We start from the raw sequence: 22,352 nt of genomic DNA, 5'->3' as shown, positions 1-22,352 counted from the left end.
CAATAGGGCATCCCCGTTTGGTTACAGTGGGTGATGATCGGGGTGCAGGGGAGGTACCACGGTGATTCTGCAAACAGAGCGGCCTTTGATCGGCCGCGAGGAACAGCTCGCGCGGGTGCGCGAGGCGCTCACGGCCGGTGCCGGAATGCTCGTCTTCGAGGGGCCACCCGGTGCCGGCAAGACCGCTTTGCTGGCAGCGGCCGGGAAACTGGCCGAAGCCGCGGGCCTGCCGGTGGCCAGTGCCCGTGCGCATCCGCTGAAGGGGGACTTCACCTTCGGCGTCGTCCGGCAGTTGTTCGAACCACTGCTGGCGGCGCTGCCGGAAGAGGAACGCGCCATCACGCTGAGCGACCTGGCCGCCCCCGCCGGACAGGTGATCGGCGGGAACGTCGATCACGGCAACGACGGTCTGGACACCTTCGCCGCTGTGCACGCGCTGTATTGGCTCACCGCGCGGCTCGCCGAGCGACGGCCCCTGGTGCTGGCGATCGACGACGTCCAGTGGGCGGACACGGCCTCGCTGCGCTGGCTGCTGTACCTGGCCCGGCGCGCCGAAGGACTGCCCGTGGTGCTGCTGGCCTGCCGCAACGTCGCCGAGCCCGGCGCCGATCCGGGACTACTGGCCGAACTGGCCGACGCGCTCGCCGGTGTCGAAGTGCCCTGGCTGTCCACCGGACAGACGGCTGAGCTGGTGACCTGGGTGTTCGGCAGCTCGCCCGATCCCGTTTTCAGCGCCACCTGCCATCGCGCCACCGCGGGCAACCCGTTCCTGCTCGGCGAACTGGCCACCTCGTTGGCCGCTCAGGGCCTCACCCCGACCGCGGAGTTCGCGGACCGGGTGCCCGACCTGGTCCCGGAGACCGTCAGTGCGTGGGTGTTCAGCCGCATGCCCGCCGGTTCGGCGACCGCCGAACTGGCCAAGGCGGTCGCGGTGCTCGGCGACGGCACCGACCTCGCCACCGCCGCCGCGCTGGCCGATCTGCCGCTGGACCGGGCGGCCGAGGCGGCGGACGCACTGGCCGCGCTGCGGTTCCTGGCCGGGACGCATCCGCTGGAGTTCGTCCATTCGATCGTCCGCAACACCGTCCTCGCCGGGATCGCGGCGGACGAACGCCGGGCAGCCCATCGGCGAGCCGCCCGCCTGCTCCACGACCGGCGCCGGGAGGCCGAGCAGATCGCCGCGCAGTTGCTCGCCTCGGATCCGACCGGGGAACCGTGGGCGGCCGACGTGCTCCGGACGGCCGCGGCCGCGGCCACCCGCCGGAGCGGGCCGGAGGCCGCGGTCACTTATCTCCGCCGCGCGCTGGCGGAACCGGCGCCCGGCGACCTCGGGGCGGACCTGTTGGCCCAACTGGGTCAGGCCGAGCTCGCGGTGGACGCTCCGAGCGCGGTCGCCCATCTCAGCGAAGCCTTCGACAAGGCAGGAGACCCACGCCAGGCCGCCCGGATCGCGGGCAATCTCGCGGTCGCGATCACGCAGTGCGGCGAGTACGCGCGCGCGGAAAAGGTGCTGGCCCACGCGTTGGCCGGGCTCGGCCCCGGCGAGCACGAGCTGATCATGGAGCTGGAGGCGACCAGCATGATGATCGGACTCGGTGCCTTCGCGCCACCGATGGCCGCCAGGGCACGCCGGCTGTTCGACACGGCCTCAAGCCCGGAAGTCGTTCGCTGGGCGGCCGCGGCACTGGCGATCTACGAGGCATGGACGGGTGGCTCGTGTGCGGTGACGGTCGCCATGGCCGAGCGGACCTTCGAGATCGAGGCCGGGCACGATCAGTTCTCCCTGGTGGCGACCGGACTGGCCGCGGCCGCCTGCTGCTACGCCGATCGGCTCGACCTCGCCGAGGCGTGCGGAGACCGGATCCTCGAAATCGCGCGCGCCACAGGAATTCCGACGATCGCGAAATGGGCGCAGTGGGTGTACGGCTTCGTCGCGTACCAGAAGGGCCACGTCACCGACACGATCGAGCGCATGCGGATCGCCGAGGAGATCACCGAATCCGTCAACGGCGAGGGCAGCCATCCCGATGTCTACGCCGGACTCGCGGAGTCCTTTGTGGACCAGGGAAGGCTGGACCAGGCGGAGGCGGTGCTCGCCAGATTCGGCTTCCTCGACGGTGACGTTCCCGACAGCACCGGGGCGGTCGCGCTGTTCGGTGTGCGGGGGCGGGTCCGGCTGCTGCGCGGCGACCCGCGCGGAGCGCTCGAGGACCAGCTGCGCGCCGGCCGGATCCTCGAAGCGCTGGGAATCGGAGGTCCGGCGCTGTCGGCCTGGCGATCCCGCGCCGCGTTGGTCCACCACCGGTTGGGCGAATCCGGCGAGGCCGCGCGCCTGGCCGGTACGGAACTGGAGCTGGCACGTGTGTGGGGCGCCCCGCGCCCGATCGGCATCGCGCTGCTGGCGAAGGGGATCATCCACGACGACCTGGAAACCCTCGCCGAGTCGGTCGAGGTGCTGGCGGATTCGCCTGCCCGCCTCGAACAGGCTCGCGGCCGGTTCCACTTCGGACTGGCCCTGCACGCCCGCGGCGACACCGAAGACGCGCGGGCACAGCTGCGCCACGCCTACCGGCTGGCCAGGGAATGTGGCGCGGACGCGCTCGTCGAGCGCGCGGGAGAAGCCATCACCCGTGCCGGCGGCCGACGTCCCCGCGCGGCGCGGACCGGCGCCGGGGCACTCACCGCGCGGCAGCGCCGGATCGCGGAACTGGCGGCGGCCGGCCGGACCAACCGGCAGATCGCCGAGGAGCACTACCTGACCTTGCGCACCGTGGAACACCATCTCACCAGCGTCTACCAGGTGCTCCGCATCGATCGCCGTGACGAGATCGCGGCCGCTCTCGCGGCGGCGGAATCGTGAACACCCCGCTGTTCGGCCGCAACGCCCACCTCGCCGCCATAGCGGACGCCATCACCGCGGAAAAGCCGGATCACCTGGTGCTGTCGGGGACCTCCGGGGCCGGGAAGTCCGCGCTGCTGGACAGCGCGACCGAGCTCGCCGTCCGAGCCGGACGCCGGGTGTTGTGGGCGAGCGCGCATCCGCTGGAGCAGGACTACGCGTTCGGCCTGGTGCGCCAGCTCTTCCAGCCGATCATCGCCGAACTGTCCGAATCGGACCGGACCGCGTTGTTCGCGGGTGCGGTGGCACCGGCTGTCGCCGCGGTGTGGCCGGAACCGGGGCCGCCCGCCGAAGCCGGTGACTCGCATTTCGCCGTTCCGCACGCCCTGTACTGGCTCGCGGTGCGGCTGGCCGAACAGGGTCCGATCGTGCTCGTCGTGGACGACGTGCAGTGGGCGGACGAGGCTTCACTGCGCTGGCTGGCGTACCTCGCCGGGCGCGTGGATCCGGTGCCGCTGCTGCTGATCACGGCGCGTACCACCGGAATGCGTGGCGCCGCGGAGGCATCGGTCGACCAGCTGACCGGGCAGTTACGTCCGGTGGTGGTGTCCGGGCTGTCCGAACCGCATATCGCCGCGTTCGCCCGCGCCGCGCTGAACGCCGAACCCGAACCCGGTTTCGTGGCCGCTTGCCGGGAGGTCACCGGCGGGAACCCGTTCCTTCTCGGCGAACTGCTCGCCACCCTGGCCGAGGAGGGTGTACCGCCCACCAAGGGCGCGATCACCCGGCTGGCCGAGTTCAGTCCGCACGAGGTGTCGCGCTGGGTGCTCACCAGGATCCGGCGCGCCGATCCCGATGTCTCAGCCGCCTGCGCCGCGGTGGCCGAAGCGATGGCGATCCTCGGGGAGAGCGCGTATCCACCGATCGTCGCCGCCGTCGCCGGGCTCACCGAGGAGACCACCGATCGCGCCGCGGACGTGTTGTCGCGTATGGGACTGCTCCGCGGCCGCGCACCGATGCGGTTCGCGCATTCGATCGTCCGCGGCGCGGTCGACGGGGAAATCCCGGCCGGGCGGCGCCGCACCGCCCACGCGCAGGCCGCCCGGGTGCTCGACGCCCAGCGTGGCGACGCGGAACGGATCGCCGCGCATCTGCTCGCCTGCGATCCGGTCGGCGAGCCGTGGGCGGCGGGCGCGCTGCGCCGGGCGGCAGGCTTGGCGCTGCACCGGGGCGTCGCCGAACCGGCCGTGCGGTACCTGCGCCGCGCGCTCGCCGAAGGCGGTGACGAGGCGACCCGGATCGCGGTGACCGCCGAACTGGGCCGGGCCGAACTCTCCGTCGACCTGCGCTCCGCCGCGGCGCATCTCAGCGACGCGTTCGAGGCCGTGGTCGCGTTGCCGCGCGAATCCTGGCCGGACCGGCTGTTCACCGCGACCGTGGCTAAGGATCTCACCCTCGCCTCCGGTGCGAGCGGGAACTTCTCGATGGGGCGCGACGTGCTCGACCAGGTGGCCGCGGCGCTCGAGGACAGCGAACCCCAGTTGGTCTGCGATCTGGAGGCGTACGCGATCGGCGCCGGCGTCGGCATCCCCGGGTTCCCGCACGAGGAACGGCTGGCTCGCCTGCGCGAACGGGCCGCGCCCTTTCCCGATTCCGCGCTGCTGGCGGCGGCGTTGACCGCGCATTACCGATCCGGCACCGGAACCGACCGGGAGCGGGTGGTCGAGGATCTGCGGCGGGCCTGGGACATGCCCGCGGCCTCGGCCATCGAACGGCTGGGGGCCTTCGCGTTCTGTGCCGCCGGGCTGTGCCGGGCCGACGAGTTCGACCTCGCCGGGCAGTTCTGCGAAGCACTCATCGCCGATTCATCGCTGGCGGGTCAGCCGATCTTCGCCGAACTCGGGCACGCGCTGAACGGCGTGGTCGCCTTCCACACCGGCCGGCTCACCGACGCCATCGACGAGGCACGCGCGGCGATCGAGCTCCGTGACAGCCTGTCCGGAGGCAGCTGGCCGGCGTCCGGCTGGGAGGGTCACCTGATCCGGGTCCACCTCGCCACGGGTGAGATCGAAGCGGCCGAACGACTGCTGACCGCGGCGGGGGAACCCGATACCTGGCAACCGAGCTACTTCGCGAACTGGCTGCTGTACGAGCGCGGGCAGATGCGCATGCTGCGCGGGGACCTCGAAGGCGCGCTGGCGGACCATCGGGAATGCGGCCGCAGGCTCGCCGAATACGACATCCACAATCCGGCGGAGATCCCGTGGCGGTCCAGAGCGGCGCTGGTGAACCACCGGCTGGGGCGGACCGGACCGGCCGTCGAACTGGCGACCGAGGAAGTCGAGCTGGCCCGCCGCTGGGGCGCGCCACGGGCGCTCGGCCAGGCCCTGCGCGCGCTCGGCCGGATCACCCGCGACACCGACCTGCTCGTCGAATCCGTTGCCGTACTGGCGGATTCCCCCGCAAAGCCGGCTCGCGCCTATTCGCTGTTCCACTTAGGACTCGCGCATCACCGGGAAAGCCGCCGCGCCGACGCGAGGACGGTGCTCACCCAGGCGCACCACCTCGCGCACGAATGTGGTGCCCTCCGGCTGGCCGAAAACGCCGCCGAGGCGATCGAGCGGATCGCCGGCCGCCGGCCGAACGCACCCCGGATCGGTGTGGCCGCGCTGACCGCACAGGAACGCCGGATCGCGGACCGGGCCGCGGCGGGCGCCGGCAACCGGGAGATCGCCGAGGAGTTGTTCCTTACTTTGCGCACGGTGGAACAACATCTCACCTCCGTTTATCGAAAGCTCGGCATCGACGGCCGTCGCGGACTCGCCGACACCCTGCGTTCCCGTTAGTTCTGCCGATCCTTCTGCCTGGTTCGGTCGATACTGCAGGGTTAACCTGAGTTCCGTTCGTGCGCCTTCTAACCCCTCCTTCGCACGAATACCCAGTGACGGTCGCCGCCGCTCGAATCCCAGTATGCGGCGGCGACCGTCCTCGCGGTGAATGCCCCGGCGACGTGCGGCTCACGAGGACATTGAATGTCCCGGCCGGCGCGTTCGGCGGATGAGCACGATTCCGCCGCAAGAAACTCCCTACAGCGGGCCAGAAGTAATCACGAGAGGTCAAACGACATGTCCTACCCGGAAGCAACCCACACGCCCCTGGCACCGCAGGATGCCGACAGCACCGAACCGGCGCTCAAACAGCGCAACCCCATCGGGGTGTGGCTCGGCCTGCCGCTGATCACGCTGGGGATCTACCACTTCGTCTGGTACTACAAGATCCACCGTGAGATGGCGGCGTTCCACCGGAAGCCGGACTCCCCGGTGGCCGGCCCGATGCTGGTGCTCCTGTTCCTGTCCTGGACCCTGGTCGCGCCGTTCGTGTCCTACTACCGGACAGGGGAACGCATCCGCTACGCCCAGCGGCACGCCGGACTGCCCGAGTCCTGCAACCCCGTGGTCGGGACGCTGCTGATGTTGTTGTGGGGGGCCGGTGTCCTCTACTACCAGGGCGAACTGAACAAGATCGCGGAGCCGCGCGGTCTTTGAGAGGTAAGGGGTGTGTGACTGTGTGGATTTTGGGACGTCAGATGACCCAAAATCCACACAGTCACGATTTTTCACCGGCTTCAGTGAGAGTTGGCTGCGCTCGCCGCCAGCAGGCCGCGAACGTTCTCGGACTCGGGAGCATCGCAGTTCTCGAAGAGTTCGAGCGCCTGCCGCCAGCAGGTCAGCGCGCGGTCGGGCTGGTTCAGGCCGTCGAGTGCGCTACCGAGTGCGGACAGCGCACCGGCGACGACATAGTCATGGTGCGTCTGCCTTCCGATGGCCAGCGCTTCTTCGGCCACGTCGAGCGCCTGGCCGAACTCACCGGCCTTCCGGCACACCTCGGCGAGGCAGAGCAGCACACGGGCGGTCTGGGTCCGCAGCCGCGCCTTCCGGTACATCGCGATCGACTCGCGGAGATGGCCACTGGCCTCATCGGTCCTGCCCAGTTCGCCGAGGACGATCCCGATCTGGTGGAGTGCGTTCGGGGCCGCGATGTTGTCGCCGATGTCCCGGCTGACCGCGAGCGCCTCCGCGGCCGCGGACAGCGCGCGCTCGCTGTCACCGACGCCGAGGTACGCGCAGGCACTGGTGGCCACCGTGAACGCGACGGCGGCGTCATCGCCGAGGGAGCGGTAAAGGGTGCGGGCCTTGTCCAGCAGCGCGAGTGCCTCGGCGTAGCCGCGGCGTTCCACCGCGCAGATCCCGAGGCCGAGCAGGGACTGGGCCACTCCCTGGGTGTCGTCGGCCGCCGTGCTCAGCTCCAGCCCGGTGGTGAGCTCCGCCTCCGCCTCCGGTATCCGCCACGCGTGGTGGAGGAACACGGCGAGCGCGTGCCGGGCGCGGATCTCACTGCCTCGGTCGCCCCGGCGCCGCGCGGCCGCGGCCACGGTCCTGGCCGCCAGCCCCATGTCCCCGGTCGGCGAAACCCGGTCCATGAGCAAGGCGAGGAGCAGCATCAGGTCGGCCGCCTGCCGGAGCCCGCTCGCCGGGTCTTCCGCGATCTGGCCGACGATCCGCATCGTGCTGTCCCGCATGAGGTCGAGCCAGTCGAGGGCGTCGTCGTGACAGGAGAACGACAGCCCGGCCGCGTAGGTCGGGACCACGTAGCTCGGCTGACTGTCGCCGGGCTCGAGCAGCCGGAACACGTTGCGTGTGGTGGCCAGCGTGAAGTCGAGAACCCGGCCCACCACGGCGCCACGCTCCTCGGCCGAGTCGAAGTCCTCGGCCTTGCGGTGGGCGTACAGCTTGAGCAGATCGTGGTAGTGGTACCGGCCAGGCCGGGGAGAGTCGAGCAGCCCGGCGTCCACAAGGGACTCCAGGACGTCCTCGGTCCGCTGCTCGGTGAGATCCAGTGCCGCCGCCGCGGTGGCCAGCGGAAGGAAGGCCGTGTCGAGCACGGAAAGCAGCCGGAACGCCTCGGCGTGCTCGGCGCCCAGCTGGCGGTAGCTGAGCTCGAAGGTCGCTTCGATGGCCAGATCACCCACCCGGAGCTGGTCCAGCCTGCGGTACTGATCGCGCAGGCGCCGCGCGAACGAAGCGATCGTCCAATCAGGACGGCAGGCCAGCCGTGACGCGGCGATCCGCACCGCGAGCGGGAGGAACCCGCACGCGCCGAGCACATCGAGAACGGCGTCCGGTTCGTCGTCGGCCCGCCGCTGCCCCACGATCGCGCCGAACAACGACACCGCGTCGGCCCGTTCCAGCGCTTCGAGCGATACGAGAACGGCGGGAATCCCGGCCATCGTCGCCCGGCTGGTGATCACGACCGCGCTCCCGCCGACGCCGGGCAGCAGCGGGGCGACCTGCTCGGCGTCGCGAGCGTTGTCCAGTACCAGCAGCACCCGTCGCCCGGCCAGACAGGACCGGAAGAGTGCCGCCCGTTCGGACGGCTCCTCGGGTATCGCGGAGTCGGCGACCCCGAGCGCCCGGAGGAAGCCCGCCAGTACGGCGGCCGGATCGCGGGGGCGCGAACTCGTCCCCTCGAGGTCCACGTAGAGCTGTCCGTCGAGATAGCCGCCCCGGACCGTATGTGCGATGTGGACGGCGAGGGTGGTCTTCCCGATCCCGCCGATCCCGCTGATGGCCGTGACCGGCACGGCACTTCCCGGCTCGGCGCGCAGCAAGCCGCTGAGTTCTCCGACCCGGATGGCGCGACCGGTGAAATCGGCGACGTCGGCCGGGAGCTGGGCGGGTTTCGGCACGGCAGGCTCCGTCCTCGGCCCTGCCGGTGGTGTCGGGCCGGCCAGCTCCGGGTCCGCGGCGAGGATTCCCTGGTGCAGCGCGCACAGTCGCTCGCCCGGTTCGATGCCGAGCTCGCCGGTGAGCATGCGCCGGGTGTCGGCGAACACCCCGAGCGCCTCCGCCTGGCGCCCACCCCGGTACAGCGCGAGCATCAGCAGTTCCCGCAGTCGTTCGCGCAGGGGATGCTCGGAGGTCAGCGCGGTCAGCTCCGCGACCACCCCGGCGTGCCCTCCCAAGGCCAGCTCGACCTCGATGCGGGTCTCCAGCGTCGTGAGCCGCAGCTCGGCCAGCCGGGTCCGCTGAGCCTCGCCGTAGGGACCGGGGACGCCGGCCAGCGGCTCACCCCGCCACAGCCGCAGCGCGGCGGTCAGCAGCTGTCCCGCTCCGCCGAGTTCACCGGCCGCTTTGGCCTGTCCCGCCTCGGCTACCAGCCGCTCGAACACCCCGGCGTCGACATCTTCGGCGCCGCAGCGCAGGGCGTAGCCGCTGCCGACCGAAACCAGGAGATCCTCGTCCGCCAGTACCGCCCGCAGCCGGGAGACATAGGTCCGAAGCGCACCGAGCGCCCTTGGCGGCGGATCGTCGCCCCACAGGCCGGCCACCAACTGGTCCACCGACACCGCCTGGGCATGTCTGAGCGCCAGCATCGCGAGGACCGCCCGCTGCTGGGGCGTCCCCAGTGGTAGCTCGACCTCACCCCGCCACGCCTGAACCGGTCCGAGTACCGCGAACCGCACCTCGCCAGCCGGCTGATCCACCGGCCCCCTCCTCCCCGCACCGCGCGTCGAGCGGGGGAATCACCCTCCGCGCTTCGCGGAGTATAGCGGCGAGTGATCGAAAAGGCCGCCTTTCGGCGTCACGCACCAGGTGGCCACTGACAAGCCGGTGCACGGGTTTCGCGTGGCAGCCGACCGGGTTTTCGCCGGCCGTACCTGCCAGCAGGAACGAACTCGCCACGAAACACACGGCGATCAGCGCGGGCAGGGTTTTCCGCATTCGGGTCCTCGGGATATGGAGATGCTCGATCGGTCGGCCGAGTGTCTCGGAGGCCGAGCAACAAAATGCCAACGTCGCGTTGACGGATCAGTGGGACCACGCGAATCGAGGACGTTTACCCCTTGTTGAACGCCAGTTGACGCCGCCTTCCTAGCGTGCCTCGCGCACGTGCGGACCAGAGAAGGATGAAATGAATTCGAGAGGGACCGCCAAGCGAGGCTTGGCAGGTTGGGTCAGAGCGGTCATCGTCGCGGCGGTGGTCACGCTGCTCACCGGCGTCAGCCTATGGGCTTACACGGTCGAGCGCAGCAACGGCCAGAGCCAGATCGTCATGGGGGACACGAACGCCGCCGACCGGGTGGACGTCTATGTCTTCGTCCAGAAGGTCGACGCGGTGACCCAGGAACTGTCCGTCCAGGTCGAGCTGCACCCGCAAGGGCAGCTGATGGACGGCGAGACCGGCATGCCACGGCACGAGATCACCGTCTACACCAATGGGCTCAAGGGAGAAACCCTGTCACTCAAGCCGGGGAAGAACCCCGGAGTGTCCGACTTCAAGATCGCGTTGCACGACGGCGTCATCACCGACTACCCGTTCGACCGGTACAAGTTCGATTTCCTGTTCGCGGCCGAGGCGGAGAAGGAAGCCGTCCCGGTGAGCGTGACGTTCACCAACGCCGACTCGTTCTTCAAGATCAAACCCGCCGACCTGAAGACCGACGGTGGTGTGCTGACCTTCACCGCGCAGGCTGGGCGGTCCACCGGGACGATGGCCTTCGCGGTGTTCATCATGATTTTCATGTGGGGCCTGAGCCTGGCCGCGGTGATCGCCGCCTGGTTCGCGGCGGGCGGCAGGCGCGGTTTGCTCTGGCCGTCACTCAGCTTCATGGGCGCGCTGCTGTTCGCGCTGGTGCCGTTGCGCAACGCGCTACCCGGCTCCCCGCCCATCGGCTCGATCGCCGATTTCGGCGCGTTCTTCATGGCCGAGGCGCTGATCTCCATCTCGCTGATCACCACGGTGGTGTTCGGGTACATCGTCGAACGCGGCAATGAGAAAAAGGAAGCGGCCGAGAATCACCTGGCGCCACCGGCCGCGGGACCGCCACCGATGACGATGCCGCCGGCGCCGGTCGGCCAGGTCGTCCACTCTGGACACCGGCCCGGTTGGCCGGACCAGCGCGTCCCCCGATGAGCGAACAGGCGGCGAATATGCGCCACGACAAGGAGCCCACCGGCCGGCTGCTCCCGAATCGGATCGGCTACGCGCGATCGGACTGTCCGGGATTCCGTGCGTTGATCGGACGTTGACCGATCGGCGTTCGGCGGACGGGATAGTCGCCTCGTATCGAACTGTGCTTTTCGCGCGCCCGCTGCGCGCCAGTGAAATGTTGTTGTGAAAGGGATTTCCATGAAAAGTAAGACCATCTGCGCGGCGCTGCTCGCAGTCACGTGCGCACTCGGGCTCGGCGCGTGCGGTTCCAAGCCCGAGGCGCCGAAGGCCGCGGATCGACCGGCCGCATCCTCCGCGGCACCGGCCCACGCGGGCACCGGCGCGGACACCGTGAAATGGCTCGACCAGTTCTGCACCGCGGCCGGCGGCATGACGGACCTCGCCAAGAAGTCCCCGCAGTTCGACGCCTCCGCCTCGCCCGGCCAGATGAAGGCCGAACTGGAAAAGCACCTCGGTCAGCTGTCCACGTCGCTGGGCGGCATGGTGGACAAGCTCCGGGCACTGGACAAGGCCCCCGTCCCGAGGCTCGACGAGACTTCCCGCAAACTCGCGGCGTCCCTCGGCCAGTTGAAGCAGGTGGCCGACGGTCTCAAGGACAAGGTGGAGAAGGCGGATCCGACGGACGGCGCGGCACTCACGCAGATCGGCGAGGAAACCGACACCGAGGTGGCCAAGGTCGACTTCGACTTCGACACGAAAGCCGACAAGGGTATCGAAGACGCCGCGGCGAAGGCTCCGGCCTGCAAGAAGCTCACCAGCTGACGCGAGGCCGCGACCACAGCGGCGCGGCAGACGTGGCCGGTCACCCGCCGACGCGGGCGACCGGCCACACCGCGCGATCCCGGCGGCATGGCCACAGGTGATCCGCCGGAATCTCGTAGATGATCTCCAGGCCGTCCTCGTCGTCCCATTGTTCGCCGACCTTGACGAAGCCGTACTGCGATGCCAAGCGATAAGAGGCCGTATTGCCGGGGCTGATCGTGACCCGGACGGTGTGCACCTGTGGCTCCTGGACGGCCCGCGCCAGCAACGACTCCAGTGCCGCCCGCGCGTAACCGCGTCGCCGGTGCGCCGGGTCGACGGCGTAGCCGATCTCCACCATGCCCGCTGTGTCGGGAGGCCCGTGGTAACCGGCTGTTCCGACGGCCAGTAGCCGTCGCTGATCCCAGATGACGCCGGTGACCCAGGCCGCGCTGCCGGGGTCCGCTGCGACCTGCCTGCTGCGCCGCTGCCACAGCCCACGCCGGTCCGGTCCGGCGAGGTAGGCGGTCAGTGGTACCGGGCTGGTCGCGGTCGCTCCGGCCAGATCGCCGCGAGCGAGCGAGTCGAATACGGGGCCGGTCAGGTGAACGATACGAACGTCCGGCTTCGGCCTGTTCGATGTCGCTGCGTGATGATCGTCCGGCACGGAGACGAACCTGCCACGGATCCGGGCACGACGCATCCGATATACCCGGCCGCTCATCGGTGTGACAGTTCGCGACTCGCGGCAGGAAAGTGCGTCAGAACCCGCGGAAGACGCCGTCCCCATCTACCGCCCCGGTGAAGTCCGCCCAGTCCATGTTGGCCAGGTTGATGTTGTTCTCCACACTCCACAGCTCGGCGGGCACTACCCGGAACGGCCGATGATCGCGCAGGTCACCATCCAATTGCGGGAGAACCCGGACAGCCAGAATGGGATGCTCGGCGTCGCCGAGGGTCGTTTCGTCCGCCAGAAAAGAAACGATCGGCCCAGTCGCCTGCTTCGCCTTCAGCACCTCGACACTCAGGCCCTCGAACACCGGGTCGTTCACCAGCGCGACATTCGCCAGGAATCCGTCCGAGGACCGAAGCGGCCGGTAACGCGATCATTCCCGCGGCCGCTTCAACTGATGAAACCCGCCGACTTGAGCCAGTCGCGGGCGACCGTGGCGGGCTTCTGGCCGTCGACACTGACCTTCTTGTTCAGATCCGTGAGCGTCGCGGTGTCGAGCTTCGCGGCGATCGGCGTGAAGACCTGCTCCAGCTGCGGATATTTTTGGGCGAGCGGAGTGGCGATCGTGATGGCGGGGTTGTACGTCGGGAAGAAGTGCTTGTCGTCCTCGAGCACGGTGAGGTGCTGCGCGGCCACGCGCCCGTCGGTGGAGGCGACCGAGCCGAAGCCGCAGGGCTCCCCCTTCCCGATGCTCGGGTAGACGACGGCGTCGTTGAGCAGGTGCACCTGCGGGTCGGGCAGGGTGAACCCGTAGGTCTTCGCCAGGCCGGGGAATCCGTCGTCCCGGCTCTTGAACTCCGGGCCCATACAGGTCGAGGCTGCGGCCGGGTCCCGCTTCACCAAGGCCGCGTAGTCGGACAGCGTTTTGACGCCGGTCCGGGCCACGGTCGCCGGGTTGCCGGCGAGGGCGTAGGTGTCGTTGGCCGGCGAGCGTGCCCACCAGGTGACGCCGTTGGCGGTGTCCGCCTGTTTGACCGCTTCGTACTGCGCCTGCGGATCACTGATCGGCTTGGTCTGGTTGAGGTAGCTGATCCAGGCGGTGCCGGTGTATTCCCAGTACAGGTCGACCGCGCCGCTGGTGAGCGCCTGGCGGACGTTGCTCGAACCGGTGATGTTGGTCTTGTCCTGCGGGCTCGCCCCGGCCGCCTGCAATGCGACGAGGGCGATCTGGCCGAGCAGCAGCTGCTCGTCGAACTCCTTGGAACTGACGCGGATCTGGGCGCCGTTCAACGCGTCGATCTTCTTGATGGATCCCGCGCCCACCTGAGCGCCCGTCTCGTCCTTGCCGATCGTGCAGCCGGCCGCGAGCACCGCCGCCGAGGCGAGCGCGAGCATGGCGGCGGTCGTGCGTTGGAACATCCGCATCGGTTGGTCCTCCTTGAAGTCGGTCGGGCTACCTGCCGCGCGGGTGCAGGAGCTCCTCGGCGACCAGCCCCAGCCAGTCGACGAAGAGCGCCAGTGCGGCGACGATGATGCCGAAGGTCAGGCTCAGGATCGGCCGGTACAGCCCGATCCCGGCGACAAGCCCGCCGCCGAGACCGCCGCCGTCGATGAACGTCGCCAGTGTCGCGCTCGCGACGGTGAGCACCAGCGCGGTCCGGATCCCGGCGAGGATCACCGGGACGGCCAGCGGCAGTTCGATCCGCCACAGGATGGCCGTCTTGCCCATGCCCATGCCACGCGCGGCGTCGACGACGGTCGGGTCGACGCCGTCGAGCCCGACGATCGTGTTGCGCAGCACCGGCAAGGTCGCGTAGACGACGAGCGCCGCGACCGCCGTCGCGGTACCCGTGCCGATCCAGAGCGCGAGCAGCACGACGAGCCCGATCGACGGGATCGCTTGGCCGAGATTGCCCAGCCCCAGGCCGACGGGCCGGGCCCAGCGGGCGCCGGCGCGGGTGAGCAGGATGCCGAGCGGGAGGGCGATGGCGACGGTGCACACCGTCGAGATCAGGGTGAGCCGCAGGTGCGCGCCCAGTTCGGTGAAGATCTCGCCGGGGTTGAGGAAACGCTGTTCGATCGAGTCGATCGGGTGCGCCCGCACGATCAGGAAGAGCGCCAGCAAGGCGAGGATCAGCAGGACCGGGCGCACCAGCAGGCCGAGCCGGCGCCGACGAGGCCGCGCGGGCACCGTGGTGTCCGGACCCGGCCCGGGCACCTCCTCCGCCTCCCGGATCGCGGGCTCCTCTTCGGTGAGCCTGAGCGCCGCGACGAGGCCGGGCACGTCGCACACCCCCAGCGGCCGCGCGGTGCTGTCCTCGGTGACCACGACCGCCGTGCTGCCGGTCCGCACCATGACGTCCAGCACGTCCCGCAGGGTGGCGTCGGGCCTGACCGAAGGCAGGGCGTGCGACTCGGCCGCCTGCCGGAGGTCCAGGTCACCCACCCGGATCAGCGCGAGCCGCTTCAGGTTCCGCTTCGGGCCGACGAAGCTCGCGACGTAGTCGTCCGCCGGCGCGGCGAGGATCGCCTGGGGCGTGTCGTACTGCGCGATCACCGACCGCGGCCGCAGCACGGCGATCCGGTCGCCGACCTTCAGCGCCTCGTCGAAGTCGTGCGTGACGAACACGATCGTCTTGCGTACTTTTCGTTGCAGGCGAAGGAATTCGTCCTGCAGCCGGGCCCGCGTGATCGGGTCGGTGGAGCCGAACGGCTCGTCCATCAACAACACCGGCGGGTCCGCGGCCATCGCCCGCGCCACACCGACGCGCTGCTGCTGACCACCGGAAAGCTCTCGCGGATACCGGACGCCGTGCTCGCGGGTCAGGCCGACGACATCGAGCAACTCGCCCACGCGGCCGGCGATACGTCGTCGGGTCCAGCCGAGCAGCCGCGGCACCACGCCGATGTTGGCGTCCACACGCAGGTGCGGGAAGAGCCCGATCTGCTGGATGACGTAACCGGTGTTGCGCCGGTGTTCGTCGACGTCGAGCGCCGACACGTCGGTGCCGCCGATCGTGACGGCGCCCGCGGTGGGCTCGACGAGCCGGTTGATCATCCGCATGGTCGTCGTCTTGCCGCACCCTGAGGGACCGGTCAGCACGACGATCTCGCCCGCGGGGATGCGCATCGTCAGGTTTTCGACCGCCGGTACCGCTCGTCCGGGGTAGTGCTTGCGGACGTCCCGCAGCTCGATCGTCTCGCCGCCCATTCCCGCTGTTCCCCCCGGCGTCGCCGAGCCCGCCGCTCGGCGGGCACGGGGACGCCGCCGTGTGGTCAGCTTGCCGACCACCACGAAGGCCAGGTCGAACAGCAGCGCCAGCACCATGATCCCGAGCGTTCCGGTGAGTACCTGGTTCAGCGAGTTGACCGAGCCGAACCGGCCGAGCCCGTCGAAGATCTGGTTGCCGAGGCCGGGGCCTTTGACATACGCGCCGATGGCCGCGATACCGATCGTGATCTGCGTCGAGACCCGGATGCCGGAAAGGATCACCGGCCAGGCAAGCGGCAGGCGCACGCGAAACAGCAGCCGCGCGCGGCCGAACCCCATCCCGCGCGCCGCGTCCACCACGGCCGGATCGACGCCACGCAGCCCGACGATCGTGTTGCGCGTGATCGGCAGAAGCGCGTAGAGCACCAGTGCGCACAGGACATTCGTCAGCCCCAGCCCGAACGGGCCGATCAAGATGCCCAGCAGCGCGATCGACGGGATGGTCAGGAACGCCGCCGTCGTGGTGGTCGCCATCGAGCCGAGCCACCGCCGCCGGTAGGTGAGCAGGCCGATCGTCATGCCGATCAGCACGGCCAGTGCCATCGCCGCCAGGGTGAGATCCACGTGCAGGATCGCGTCGTTCACGACGTCGATCCAGTTCTCTCGGAGGTACTCCGACAGGCTCAGGGCGCTGCTCCTCGACGTCGCAGGGCGGAAAATCACCGACCGCTCCGGTTCGGCCGGGTCTCAGCCCAACATGTCCGCGGGGCTCCTGTCCACAGCTCGACGTAAAGATTCGGCGCGGGCGACCTCACGGCCCGGCCGCCTACCGGGTCACCAGCACCGTGCGAAGAAGTCGTCGAGCCGGGCCATCTTGAGCCGGCCAGGACCACCACCGTGCAGGAAGACCCGGTAATGCAACTCGAGGGTTCCCCCGAACGTCGACCCGGTCACCCCGAATCCGACGGCTTGGTAGCCGCCGGCGTTCAACCGGTGCTCGGAATAGTTGCGCCGCCTCCACTCGTACACGCCGGAACTGTTGGGATCCAGCCCCCAGACCTCCAGCACCATGAAGGTGTCGTCGGTACTCGGCTTCACGTAGATCTGCGCGGCGCACTGAGCCTCCAGACGCGGGAAATTGATCCCACGGGCGAGCGCCGACCCGCCGTTCTCCGCCAGCAGCCAGCCGTTGTTCGCGCCGGTCCTGGCGAGCCCCCGCCCGATGTCGAAGCCGTTGCTCCCGTCACCCCAAGGAATACCGCCCCACCGGTCCGCCGGGTTACCCTCGAAACTGTCGTCGAACACGGTCTCCGCATGTGCCTGCCCCGTCAGCAACCCCAGCGAGGCGATCACGCACAGCAGCATCGCCCCGAGCCGTGAAGACGTTCTTCTCACCGTCAACGCCATTCCCTCCTCCAAAAAATGTCGTGGCGTCAGTACAGCAAGGAATGTCACGGCCCGGGCTTGCCGAAAGTGCGGCTGTTCGGGCAGGGATGGCAGGCCCTCTGGTTCGGCTCGAAGGCGGTCGTGCCGCTGAGGTACATGAAGGCCCCCTTCCTGTACCTAGGCGCAAGGAAGGGGGCCTTCATGTACTGGGCAAGGTCGAGTTTCCTCGGCTGAGCCGAGGCAAGGGGTCCTTCACGCGCGGCATCTGTGACCGCTATGGCTGCCGGTGTACCTGAGTCGAGTGTGGCGATTTCGCGAGTCCGTGAAAGCCTGCGTGCCACACCGCCCGAGCGGTGCCTGGCGCTGATGCTCTACGGTCCCCGCACCGACGAGGAACTGCAGATCGCCGAGACCGTGATCGCCGCGTCATACCGCTACGCCACCGGCTTTCGTGAGGAAAGAGCCTTGCGGCAGAACGAGACGCTGCACTCGCGAAGTAAGGCGGTCGGTGTGATCGAGGGTCGGCAGGCCGGAATCCGTCCAGCAGTTGGGGCGCGAGTACAGGATCCACCGGGTGGTGGACCGGACCGAAGAAATCGTGTTGATGAAGTAGGTCGGAAGGTTGTAGCACCGCCCGCCGTCGCCACTGCGGCAGCGAACGCCGCGATTCCCTTTGGCGCGAGAAAGCATGTCTCTCCTCTGTTTTGTCGAGAACAGCCATCACGCCGAGAGCGACTGAATATTGTCGGCCCTCGACGATATCGGCATGCAACAGAATTCAGTGAATCGACTGCGACTGCCCCCAGCAGCAGCCTCGCTTAAGCGTGAGGACTACGGACGAACGCCCTCTATCCGTTCTACGCCGAGTGGCTTGCGTCTGGCTCCGGCGGGCTGTGGCGCCTTTCGGCGGTGCGGGACGGCACCTGTCCGTACGCATCGCGGTAGTACGCGGCGAACCGGCCCAGATGGGTGAAGCCCCAGCGCGTCGCGACCTCGGAGACCGTCCCGGACGCGGAACCGTCCGCGATGCGCAGCAGGTCCTGGTGCACCCGGTCCAGCCGTACCCGCCGCAGATAGGCAACCGGGGTGGTCCCGAAGTCGTTTCGGAAGCGCGCCTGGAGAGTGCGGGGGCTGACCCGTGCCGCCGTGGCCATGTCCGCGACCGACACCGGCTCACCCGCGTGCTCCTCGCAGTACGCCATGGCCCGTCGCACGGCACGCGGCAGTGCCGGATGGGCGTACGCGGGCAGGGCGGCGAAATGGTCGTGCGGCTGGAGGTCCACCAGGCCGTGCACGAGGAACTGTTCGAAGTGCGCGGCGGCCAGCGGTGACAGATCCGCGAGAGGTGACGCGGCGAACCGTGCGAAGACTCGCGCGGCCTTCAGCCACGCGGCCACCTCCGGGTCGCCGTCCCCGAGGGCGGGAGCGAACCGCACGGCGGCGGCGGGCGGTTCGCCGGTCCGCGCGGCGACGGCCTTGTCCACCGCCACCTGCGGCAGACACAGGATGAGCGTGTCCGCCCTGGCCGACAGGGACATGCCCAGGGTCATCCCGGGCCCGGCGACCGAGCACGACGCGGCGACCTCGCGGCCCGCCACCCAGACCGTTCCCTCACCGGCGAGCGGGATGTGGATGTTGTAGAAGTCGGGCAGTTCGCCTGCCGCGACCTCGACCGGGACACCCCAACCAAGTTCGTACAGCGCCAGACCCTGCCGATGCAGGCGGCGGAAGCGGCCGGGCACCCGGTGTCCCCGGCCGACGCGCAGACGGTGGGGCGAGAACTCCCCGGTCACCACCTCGTCCAGCGCCTCGACATCGTCCCCCTCGAACAGTACGTGCGGCATGCCGACAGGTCCCCCTACCGCCACCCCGCGTGTGCGTCTCTCATACCTGCCACGCATCTCGTTCACCTCGGCCCCCGGCTTTCCGCCGAATCTACAGCTCACCGAGTCCGGCAGGCGGTCCACCGCTCGGCGTCGGCTCAGTGGTGACCCGCCGCGGCGCCGGTGGAGTGATCGTCGTGGACTCGCTGGGCGGGCAGCGAACCGGTGTGCTGGGGCTGATGGTCGGTGTCGGAGTCGCTCATGATCCGGTCGATGGCGGCGAGCCCGATGGCGGAAAGGACGAAGAGCCCGTGCAGGATCGCCTGCCACATCACCGCTTGCGTGTCGATACGCCCGGTCTCGGGAATCCGGGCGGGCTGGATGAACGTACGCAGCAGGTGCACCGACGAGATCCCGATGATCGCGGTGGCCAGCTTGGTCTTGAGCACGTTGGGATTGACATGGGACAGCCACTGGGGCTCATCGGGGTGCCCGCGAAGCCGGATCCGGGACACGAACGTCTCGTAGCCTCCGACGATCACCATGATCAGCAGGTTCGAGATCATCACGATGTCCACCAATTGCAGCACGGCGAGCATCACGTCGCCCTCGGTGAACCCCACTCCGGTGAACGCCTGCCCCACCAGATGCCAGGTTTCGATCAGGAACCGCCATACGTACACCAGCTGCGCGACGATCAGCCCGAGATAGAGCGGAACCTGCAACCAGCGACTGAAGAACAACAACTTCCCGACGCGCGAAGGTCCACTGTGCCGAGTGGACATGGGGACAGTGCGAGCGGGCATGGGGAACCGGCCTCCAGATCGATGCGAAACGTGATGCGAGCAGCCATCCGGCAAGCCACGTCATCGCGGTACCAGCACCACCCCTTGATCAACTTCTAGCGGTACCGCCTCCTTGTCGCGAGGCGAACGGCATGGGTTTCCGCCGAAGGTGGGTCACCCGGCCGCGACAGGACGCCTGGCACGCGGAAGCCGCGAATCTCTTGCCGGACAACCGACAACCCCTCACCGTCACGCTTTCAGCGGAGCAACTGGGGCGGGGTTGTCGGCAAGGTGGTGCCGTTGACCGCTGGAGCCGACCCGGGGAGACACTGTGACCGAGTTCGATCTGCTGACCGCCAAGATCAGCCACGGATTCGACCATCTGGACGTGGACGGAGACGGCCTGCTCACCGAACACGATCACGTGCTCTGCGGGCAGCGCGTGGCCGCTTCACTGGGACATGCCCGCGGTTCGCAGGCCGAGCAGAAGATCATCGATGCCTACCTGGCGATCTGGCGGGACCTGCACCTGCCGCATATCCCCGACGGCGGCACGGCGATCTCCAAAGAACAGTTCGTGACCTCGACCCGCGGCCTCGCCGAGGACCCGGCCGCCGCGTCGGCCACCGTCGGCGCACTGGCCGAAGCGTTCCTCGCCATCGCGGACACCGACGCCGACGGCGGAGTCGGCCCGGCGGAATTCGTCGCGTTCCAACGCGGCCACTTCCCCGGCCTCACCGACGCCGAGGCCGACGAAGCGTTCGCCCACCTCGACACCGATGACGACGGGCACCTGTCCGCCGACGAGTTCGTCCGGGCGATCATCGAGTACTGGTCCAGCACCGACCCGGACGCCCCGGGGAACTGGTGGACGGGACGACCGCCCTTCACGACCGGCGGCTGATCGCCGGCTACCGCGGTCCGTAGAGCACGACCGTGTTGCCCCACGGGTCACGTGCGACGGCACGGACCTCGTGCGGACCGCTCTCCGGCTGCCGGACCACGGATCCACCGCGCTCCACGATCGCGGCCACCGCCGCGGCCACGTCGGGCACCTTGAACGACGCGGCGGGCACGCCGCCGGTGACATCCTCGGCAGGACCGGCGAGAGCCAGCGTGGTGCCACCGGCGTCAAGGGCGGCGTAACGGTCGCCGTCCACGAACTTCGTCTCCAGGCCGAGAGCGGTGGAGTAGAACCGCACGGCGGCGTCGACGTCCGCCACCGGGTGCAGCACGTTCCCGATCCTGGCCTGGCCGATCTTCGCGTTTTCACTCATGCGGCGACCGTAGCGGCTTCCCCTGGTGCTCAACGTGGTTCGGTCGCGCACGCCATATCGTGCTCCGGGCGCTGCCCCGTGGTCAGGAAGGCGGTCGCGACCGTGTCGGCACACGTGTTCCCGAGGTAGGGATAGACGCCGTGCCCGCCCGCGTCGACGGTGACCATGCGGGCCCGGTCGCCGAACGCGCGCCGCAGCTTCTCGGCACCCGCCAGCGGTGTCGCCGGGTCGCGCCGGTTCTGCAGCATGAGGACGTTGCTCGGACCCCGGTCTCCGACGCGCACCGGCGGTTCACTCGGCTCGGGCCAGAACGCGCACGGCTGGACGTTGGCCCCGGCGGCGCCGAACATCGGATGACGGAGCCGGTCGATCGCGACGGCGCGCTGATAGGTGCCCACCGATCCGGGCCAGCGGGAGTCGTTGCAGATCATGTAGTAACGGCCCGAGATCAAGTTCTCCACGCCGGGTATTTCGCCGGGTCCCATCGGCGGGAGCGGCTGGTCGTTGTCGAGCGCCTGCCAGATCTTCGCCACGAGCGGCATTCCCGCGTCGCTGAAGAGGAAGCCGTAGGTGAGCATCCGGAACGCCGGGCCGTCGATGTCGCGGACCGGGGCCTTGTCCAGCCGCGCGGCGAGGTCGAAGTACTTCGCGGTGACCTGCTCGGGTGTACCGCCCAGACCGTAGGTCGCCGATCCGGCCGCGGCGAACTCGGCGAAGTCCGGGAACCGGTCGTCGAAACCCTGGGCGTACAACCGGTCGTTCGCGTAGTCCCAGCCGTCCGGGCCCACGTTGCTGTCGAGCAGGAACCGGTCACCGCGCCCTGGGTACAGCGTGGTGTACACGGCGCCGAGGTGGGTGCCCCATGAGTAGCCCGCGAAGGAGATCTTCTTTTCTCCCAGCGCGGCGCGGATGCTGTCCATATCCCGCGCGGTGTTCGCCGTGCTCACGTGCGGCAGCAGCCACGACGTCTTCGAAGCGGCGCACTGCCGGGCGATGGCCTTGGACTGCTTGGCCCGCTTCGTCACGTCGGCGGCGTCGCGCGCATACGGCGGGACGTTGCCCACCGAGGCCTGCTCCGGCGTCAGGTCACAGGTCACCGGGGTGCTGTGCCCGATCCCGCGCGGGTCGAACCCGATCACGTCGTAGCTGTCCAGCACACTTCGCGGAAGCTTCGCCGTCACCAGATCGGCGGGGAACTTCAGCCCCGGCGACGGACCGCCCGGATTGGTCAGCAGCACGCCACGACGCTGTCCGGGGTTCTTGCTCGCCAGCCGCGAGATCGCGATGTCGATCCACCTGCCGCCCGGGTCGGCGTAGTCGAGCGGGACCTTGATCGTCGAGCATTCCAGGCCGGGTGCCGCGGTGTCCGCCGGGCACGGTCCCCACCGCACCGGATCCGGGGACGCCCCCGCCGGCACCGCCGCCGCGGCGGAAGCCGCCAGGATGGTGCTCGCGAGCGCGATGGACCACGTCTTCCTCATCCGAGAACCCCTCTTCCAAACTTTTGGCGAATCCCCATCCTTTCCGCCGGGTGGTGAAGGCACATCGAGCGCGCGAATGGTTCCGTCCTCGCCTTTGGTCGGCCACGAGGACCAGCCGGAAGG

The 22,352-nt window shown here is 69.4% G+C and carries 15 protein-coding genes and 1 pseudogene; 6 read left to right on the top strand and 10 right to left on the bottom strand.

Features of this window, described 5'->3' with window-relative positions; translation table 11 throughout:
* Positions 1-61 precede the first annotated feature (61 nt).
* From ACIBTM_RS23115 to ACIBTM_RS23105, 3 genes are all read left to right on the top strand, one after another.
* Positions 62-2,860: an AAA family ATPase gene (locus tag ACIBTM_RS23115; protein WP_395879144.1), complete on the top strand. Its 2,799-nt coding sequence runs from the start codon at positions 62-64 to the stop codon at positions 2,858-2,860.
* Positions 2,857-5,685 carry an ATP-binding protein gene (locus tag ACIBTM_RS23110; RefSeq protein WP_395879143.1) on the top strand — a complete coding sequence of 943 codons (2,829 nt, stop codon included), beginning with the start codon at positions 2,857-2,859 and terminating at the stop codon, positions 5,683-5,685. The genes ACIBTM_RS23115 and ACIBTM_RS23110 overlap by 4 nt, the downstream gene beginning before the upstream one ends.
* 279 nt (positions 5,686-5,964) lie before the next feature.
* Positions 5,965-6,384 carry a DUF4234 domain-containing protein gene (locus tag ACIBTM_RS23105; protein ID WP_395879142.1) on the top strand — a complete coding sequence of 140 codons (420 nt, stop codon included), beginning with the start codon at positions 5,965-5,967 and terminating at the stop codon, positions 6,382-6,384.
* A gap of 80 nt (positions 6,385-6,464) precedes the next feature.
* Here the strand turns inward: ACIBTM_RS23105 and ACIBTM_RS23100 are convergent, their stop codons facing one another.
* Entirely contained in the window at positions 6,465-9,383 is a 2,919-nt protein-coding gene (locus ACIBTM_RS23100; protein ID WP_395879141.1) for a BTAD domain-containing putative transcriptional regulator, read from the bottom strand.
* Positions 9,384-9,811: 428 nt separating this feature from the next.
* Here ACIBTM_RS23100 and ACIBTM_RS23095 point away from each other — a divergent pair, with 428 nt between their 5' ends.
* Both ACIBTM_RS23095 and ACIBTM_RS23090 read left to right on the top strand, forming a co-directional pair.
* Positions 9,812-10,813 carry a DUF4436 family protein gene (locus tag ACIBTM_RS23095; protein WP_395879140.1) on the top strand — a complete coding sequence of 334 codons (1,002 nt, stop codon included), beginning with the start codon at positions 9,812-9,814 and terminating at the stop codon, positions 10,811-10,813.
* A gap of 216 nt (positions 10,814-11,029) precedes the next feature.
* Positions 11,030-11,614 carry a hypothetical protein gene (locus ACIBTM_RS23090; RefSeq protein WP_395879139.1) on the top strand — a complete coding sequence of 195 codons (585 nt, stop codon included), beginning with the start codon at positions 11,030-11,032 and terminating at the stop codon, positions 11,612-11,614.
* A gap of 40 nt (positions 11,615-11,654) precedes the next feature.
* Here ACIBTM_RS23090 and ACIBTM_RS23085 read toward each other — a convergent pair whose 3' ends face one another.
* The 7 genes and pseudogenes from ACIBTM_RS23085 to ACIBTM_RS23055 form a co-directional block, all read right to left on the bottom strand.
* Entirely contained in the window at positions 11,655-12,317 is a 663-nt protein-coding gene (locus ACIBTM_RS23085; RefSeq protein WP_395879138.1) for a GNAT family N-acetyltransferase, read from the bottom strand.
* A 37-nt stretch (positions 12,318-12,354) separates the two neighbouring features.
* A pseudogene (locus ACIBTM_RS23080) lies at positions 12,355-12,666 on the bottom strand (DUF6924 domain-containing protein); the annotation flags it as partial.
* A gap of 50 nt (positions 12,667-12,716) precedes the next feature.
* A complete protein-coding gene (locus tag ACIBTM_RS23075; protein WP_395879137.1) occupies positions 12,717-13,691 on the bottom strand; it encodes a glycine betaine ABC transporter substrate-binding protein in 975 nt (324 codons plus the stop codon).
* Between the two features lie 28 nt (positions 13,692-13,719).
* On the bottom strand, positions 13,720-16,200 hold the full coding sequence (locus ACIBTM_RS23070; RefSeq protein ID WP_395879135.1) for an ABC transporter permease subunit: 2,481 nt from the start codon (positions 16,198-16,200) through the stop codon (positions 13,720-13,722).
* Positions 16,201-16,311: 111 nt separating this feature from the next.
* On the bottom strand, positions 16,312-16,878 hold the full coding sequence (locus tag ACIBTM_RS23065) for a hypothetical protein (protein WP_395879134.1): 567 nt from the start codon (positions 16,876-16,878) through the stop codon (positions 16,312-16,314).
* An 842-nt stretch (positions 16,879-17,720) separates the two neighbouring features.
* A complete protein-coding gene (locus tag ACIBTM_RS23060; RefSeq protein WP_395879133.1) occupies positions 17,721-18,707 on the bottom strand; it encodes an AraC family transcriptional regulator in 987 nt (328 codons plus the stop codon).
* A 137-nt stretch (positions 18,708-18,844) separates the two neighbouring features.
* Positions 18,845-19,471, bottom strand: a complete 627-nt coding sequence (locus ACIBTM_RS23055) for a TIGR00645 family protein (RefSeq protein ID WP_395879132.1) — start codon at positions 19,469-19,471, stop codon at positions 18,845-18,847.
* A 331-nt stretch (positions 19,472-19,802) separates the two neighbouring features.
* Between ACIBTM_RS23055 and ACIBTM_RS23050 the strand changes: the two genes are divergently transcribed.
* Entirely contained in the window at positions 19,803-20,375 is a 573-nt protein-coding gene (locus ACIBTM_RS23050; protein ID WP_395879131.1) for an EF-hand domain-containing protein, read from the top strand.
* A 7-nt stretch (positions 20,376-20,382) separates the two neighbouring features.
* On the opposite strand, the gene ACIBTM_RS23045 is transcribed toward ACIBTM_RS23050, so the two are convergent.
* Both ACIBTM_RS23045 and ACIBTM_RS23040 read right to left on the bottom strand, forming a co-directional pair.
* Positions 20,383-20,748, bottom strand: coding sequence for a VOC family protein (locus ACIBTM_RS23045; protein ID WP_395879130.1), 366 nt, complete (start codon positions 20,746-20,748; stop codon positions 20,383-20,385).
* A gap of 29 nt (positions 20,749-20,777) precedes the next feature.
* On the bottom strand, positions 20,778-22,229 hold the full coding sequence (locus tag ACIBTM_RS23040; RefSeq protein WP_395879129.1) for an alpha/beta hydrolase: 1,452 nt from the start codon (positions 22,227-22,229) through the stop codon (positions 20,778-20,780).
* Positions 22,230-22,352: the final 123 nt, after the last annotated feature.

The sequence above is a fragment of the Amycolatopsis sp. NPDC049868 genome (genome assembly GCF_044461365.1).
Classification (GTDB): Bacteria; Actinomycetota; Actinomycetes; order Mycobacteriales; family Pseudonocardiaceae; genus Amycolatopsis.
Note: the sequence above shows the minus strand (reverse complement) of the source record. Positions and strands in the feature narration are given on the sequence as shown.

Bases quoted from the DNA above. Each gene is read 5' to 3' on its own strand.
- ACIBTM_RS23105 (WP_395879142.1), top strand. From the start codon at position 5,965: ATGTCCTACCCGGAAGCAACCCACACGCCCCTGGCACCGCAGGATGCC.
- ACIBTM_RS23095 (WP_395879140.1), top strand. From the start codon at position 9,812: ATGAATTCGAGAGGGACCGCCAAGCGAGGCTTGGCAGGTTGGGTCAGA.
- ACIBTM_RS23090 (WP_395879139.1), top strand. From the start codon at position 11,030: ATGAAAAGTAAGACCATCTGCGCGGCGCTGCTCGCAGTCACGTGCGCA.
- ACIBTM_RS23085 (WP_395879138.1), bottom strand. From the start codon at position 12,317: ATGAGCGGCCGGGTATATCGGATGCGTCGTGCCCGGATCCGTGGCAGG.
- ACIBTM_RS23075 (WP_395879137.1), bottom strand. From the start codon at position 13,691: ATGCGGATGTTCCAACGCACGACCGCCGCCATGCTCGCGCTCGCCTCG.
- ACIBTM_RS23060 (WP_395879133.1), bottom strand. From the start codon at position 18,707: ATGCCGCACGTACTGTTCGAGGGGGACGATGTCGAGGCGCTGGACGAG.
- ACIBTM_RS23055 (WP_395879132.1), bottom strand. From the start codon at position 19,471: ATGTCCACTCGGCACAGTGGACCTTCGCGCGTCGGGAAGTTGTTGTTC.
- ACIBTM_RS23045 (WP_395879130.1), bottom strand. From the start codon at position 20,748: ATGAGTGAAAACGCGAAGATCGGCCAGGCCAGGATCGGGAACGTGCTG.
- ACIBTM_RS23040 (WP_395879129.1), bottom strand. From the start codon at position 22,229: ATGAGGAAGACGTGGTCCATCGCGCTCGCGAGCACCATCCTGGCGGCT.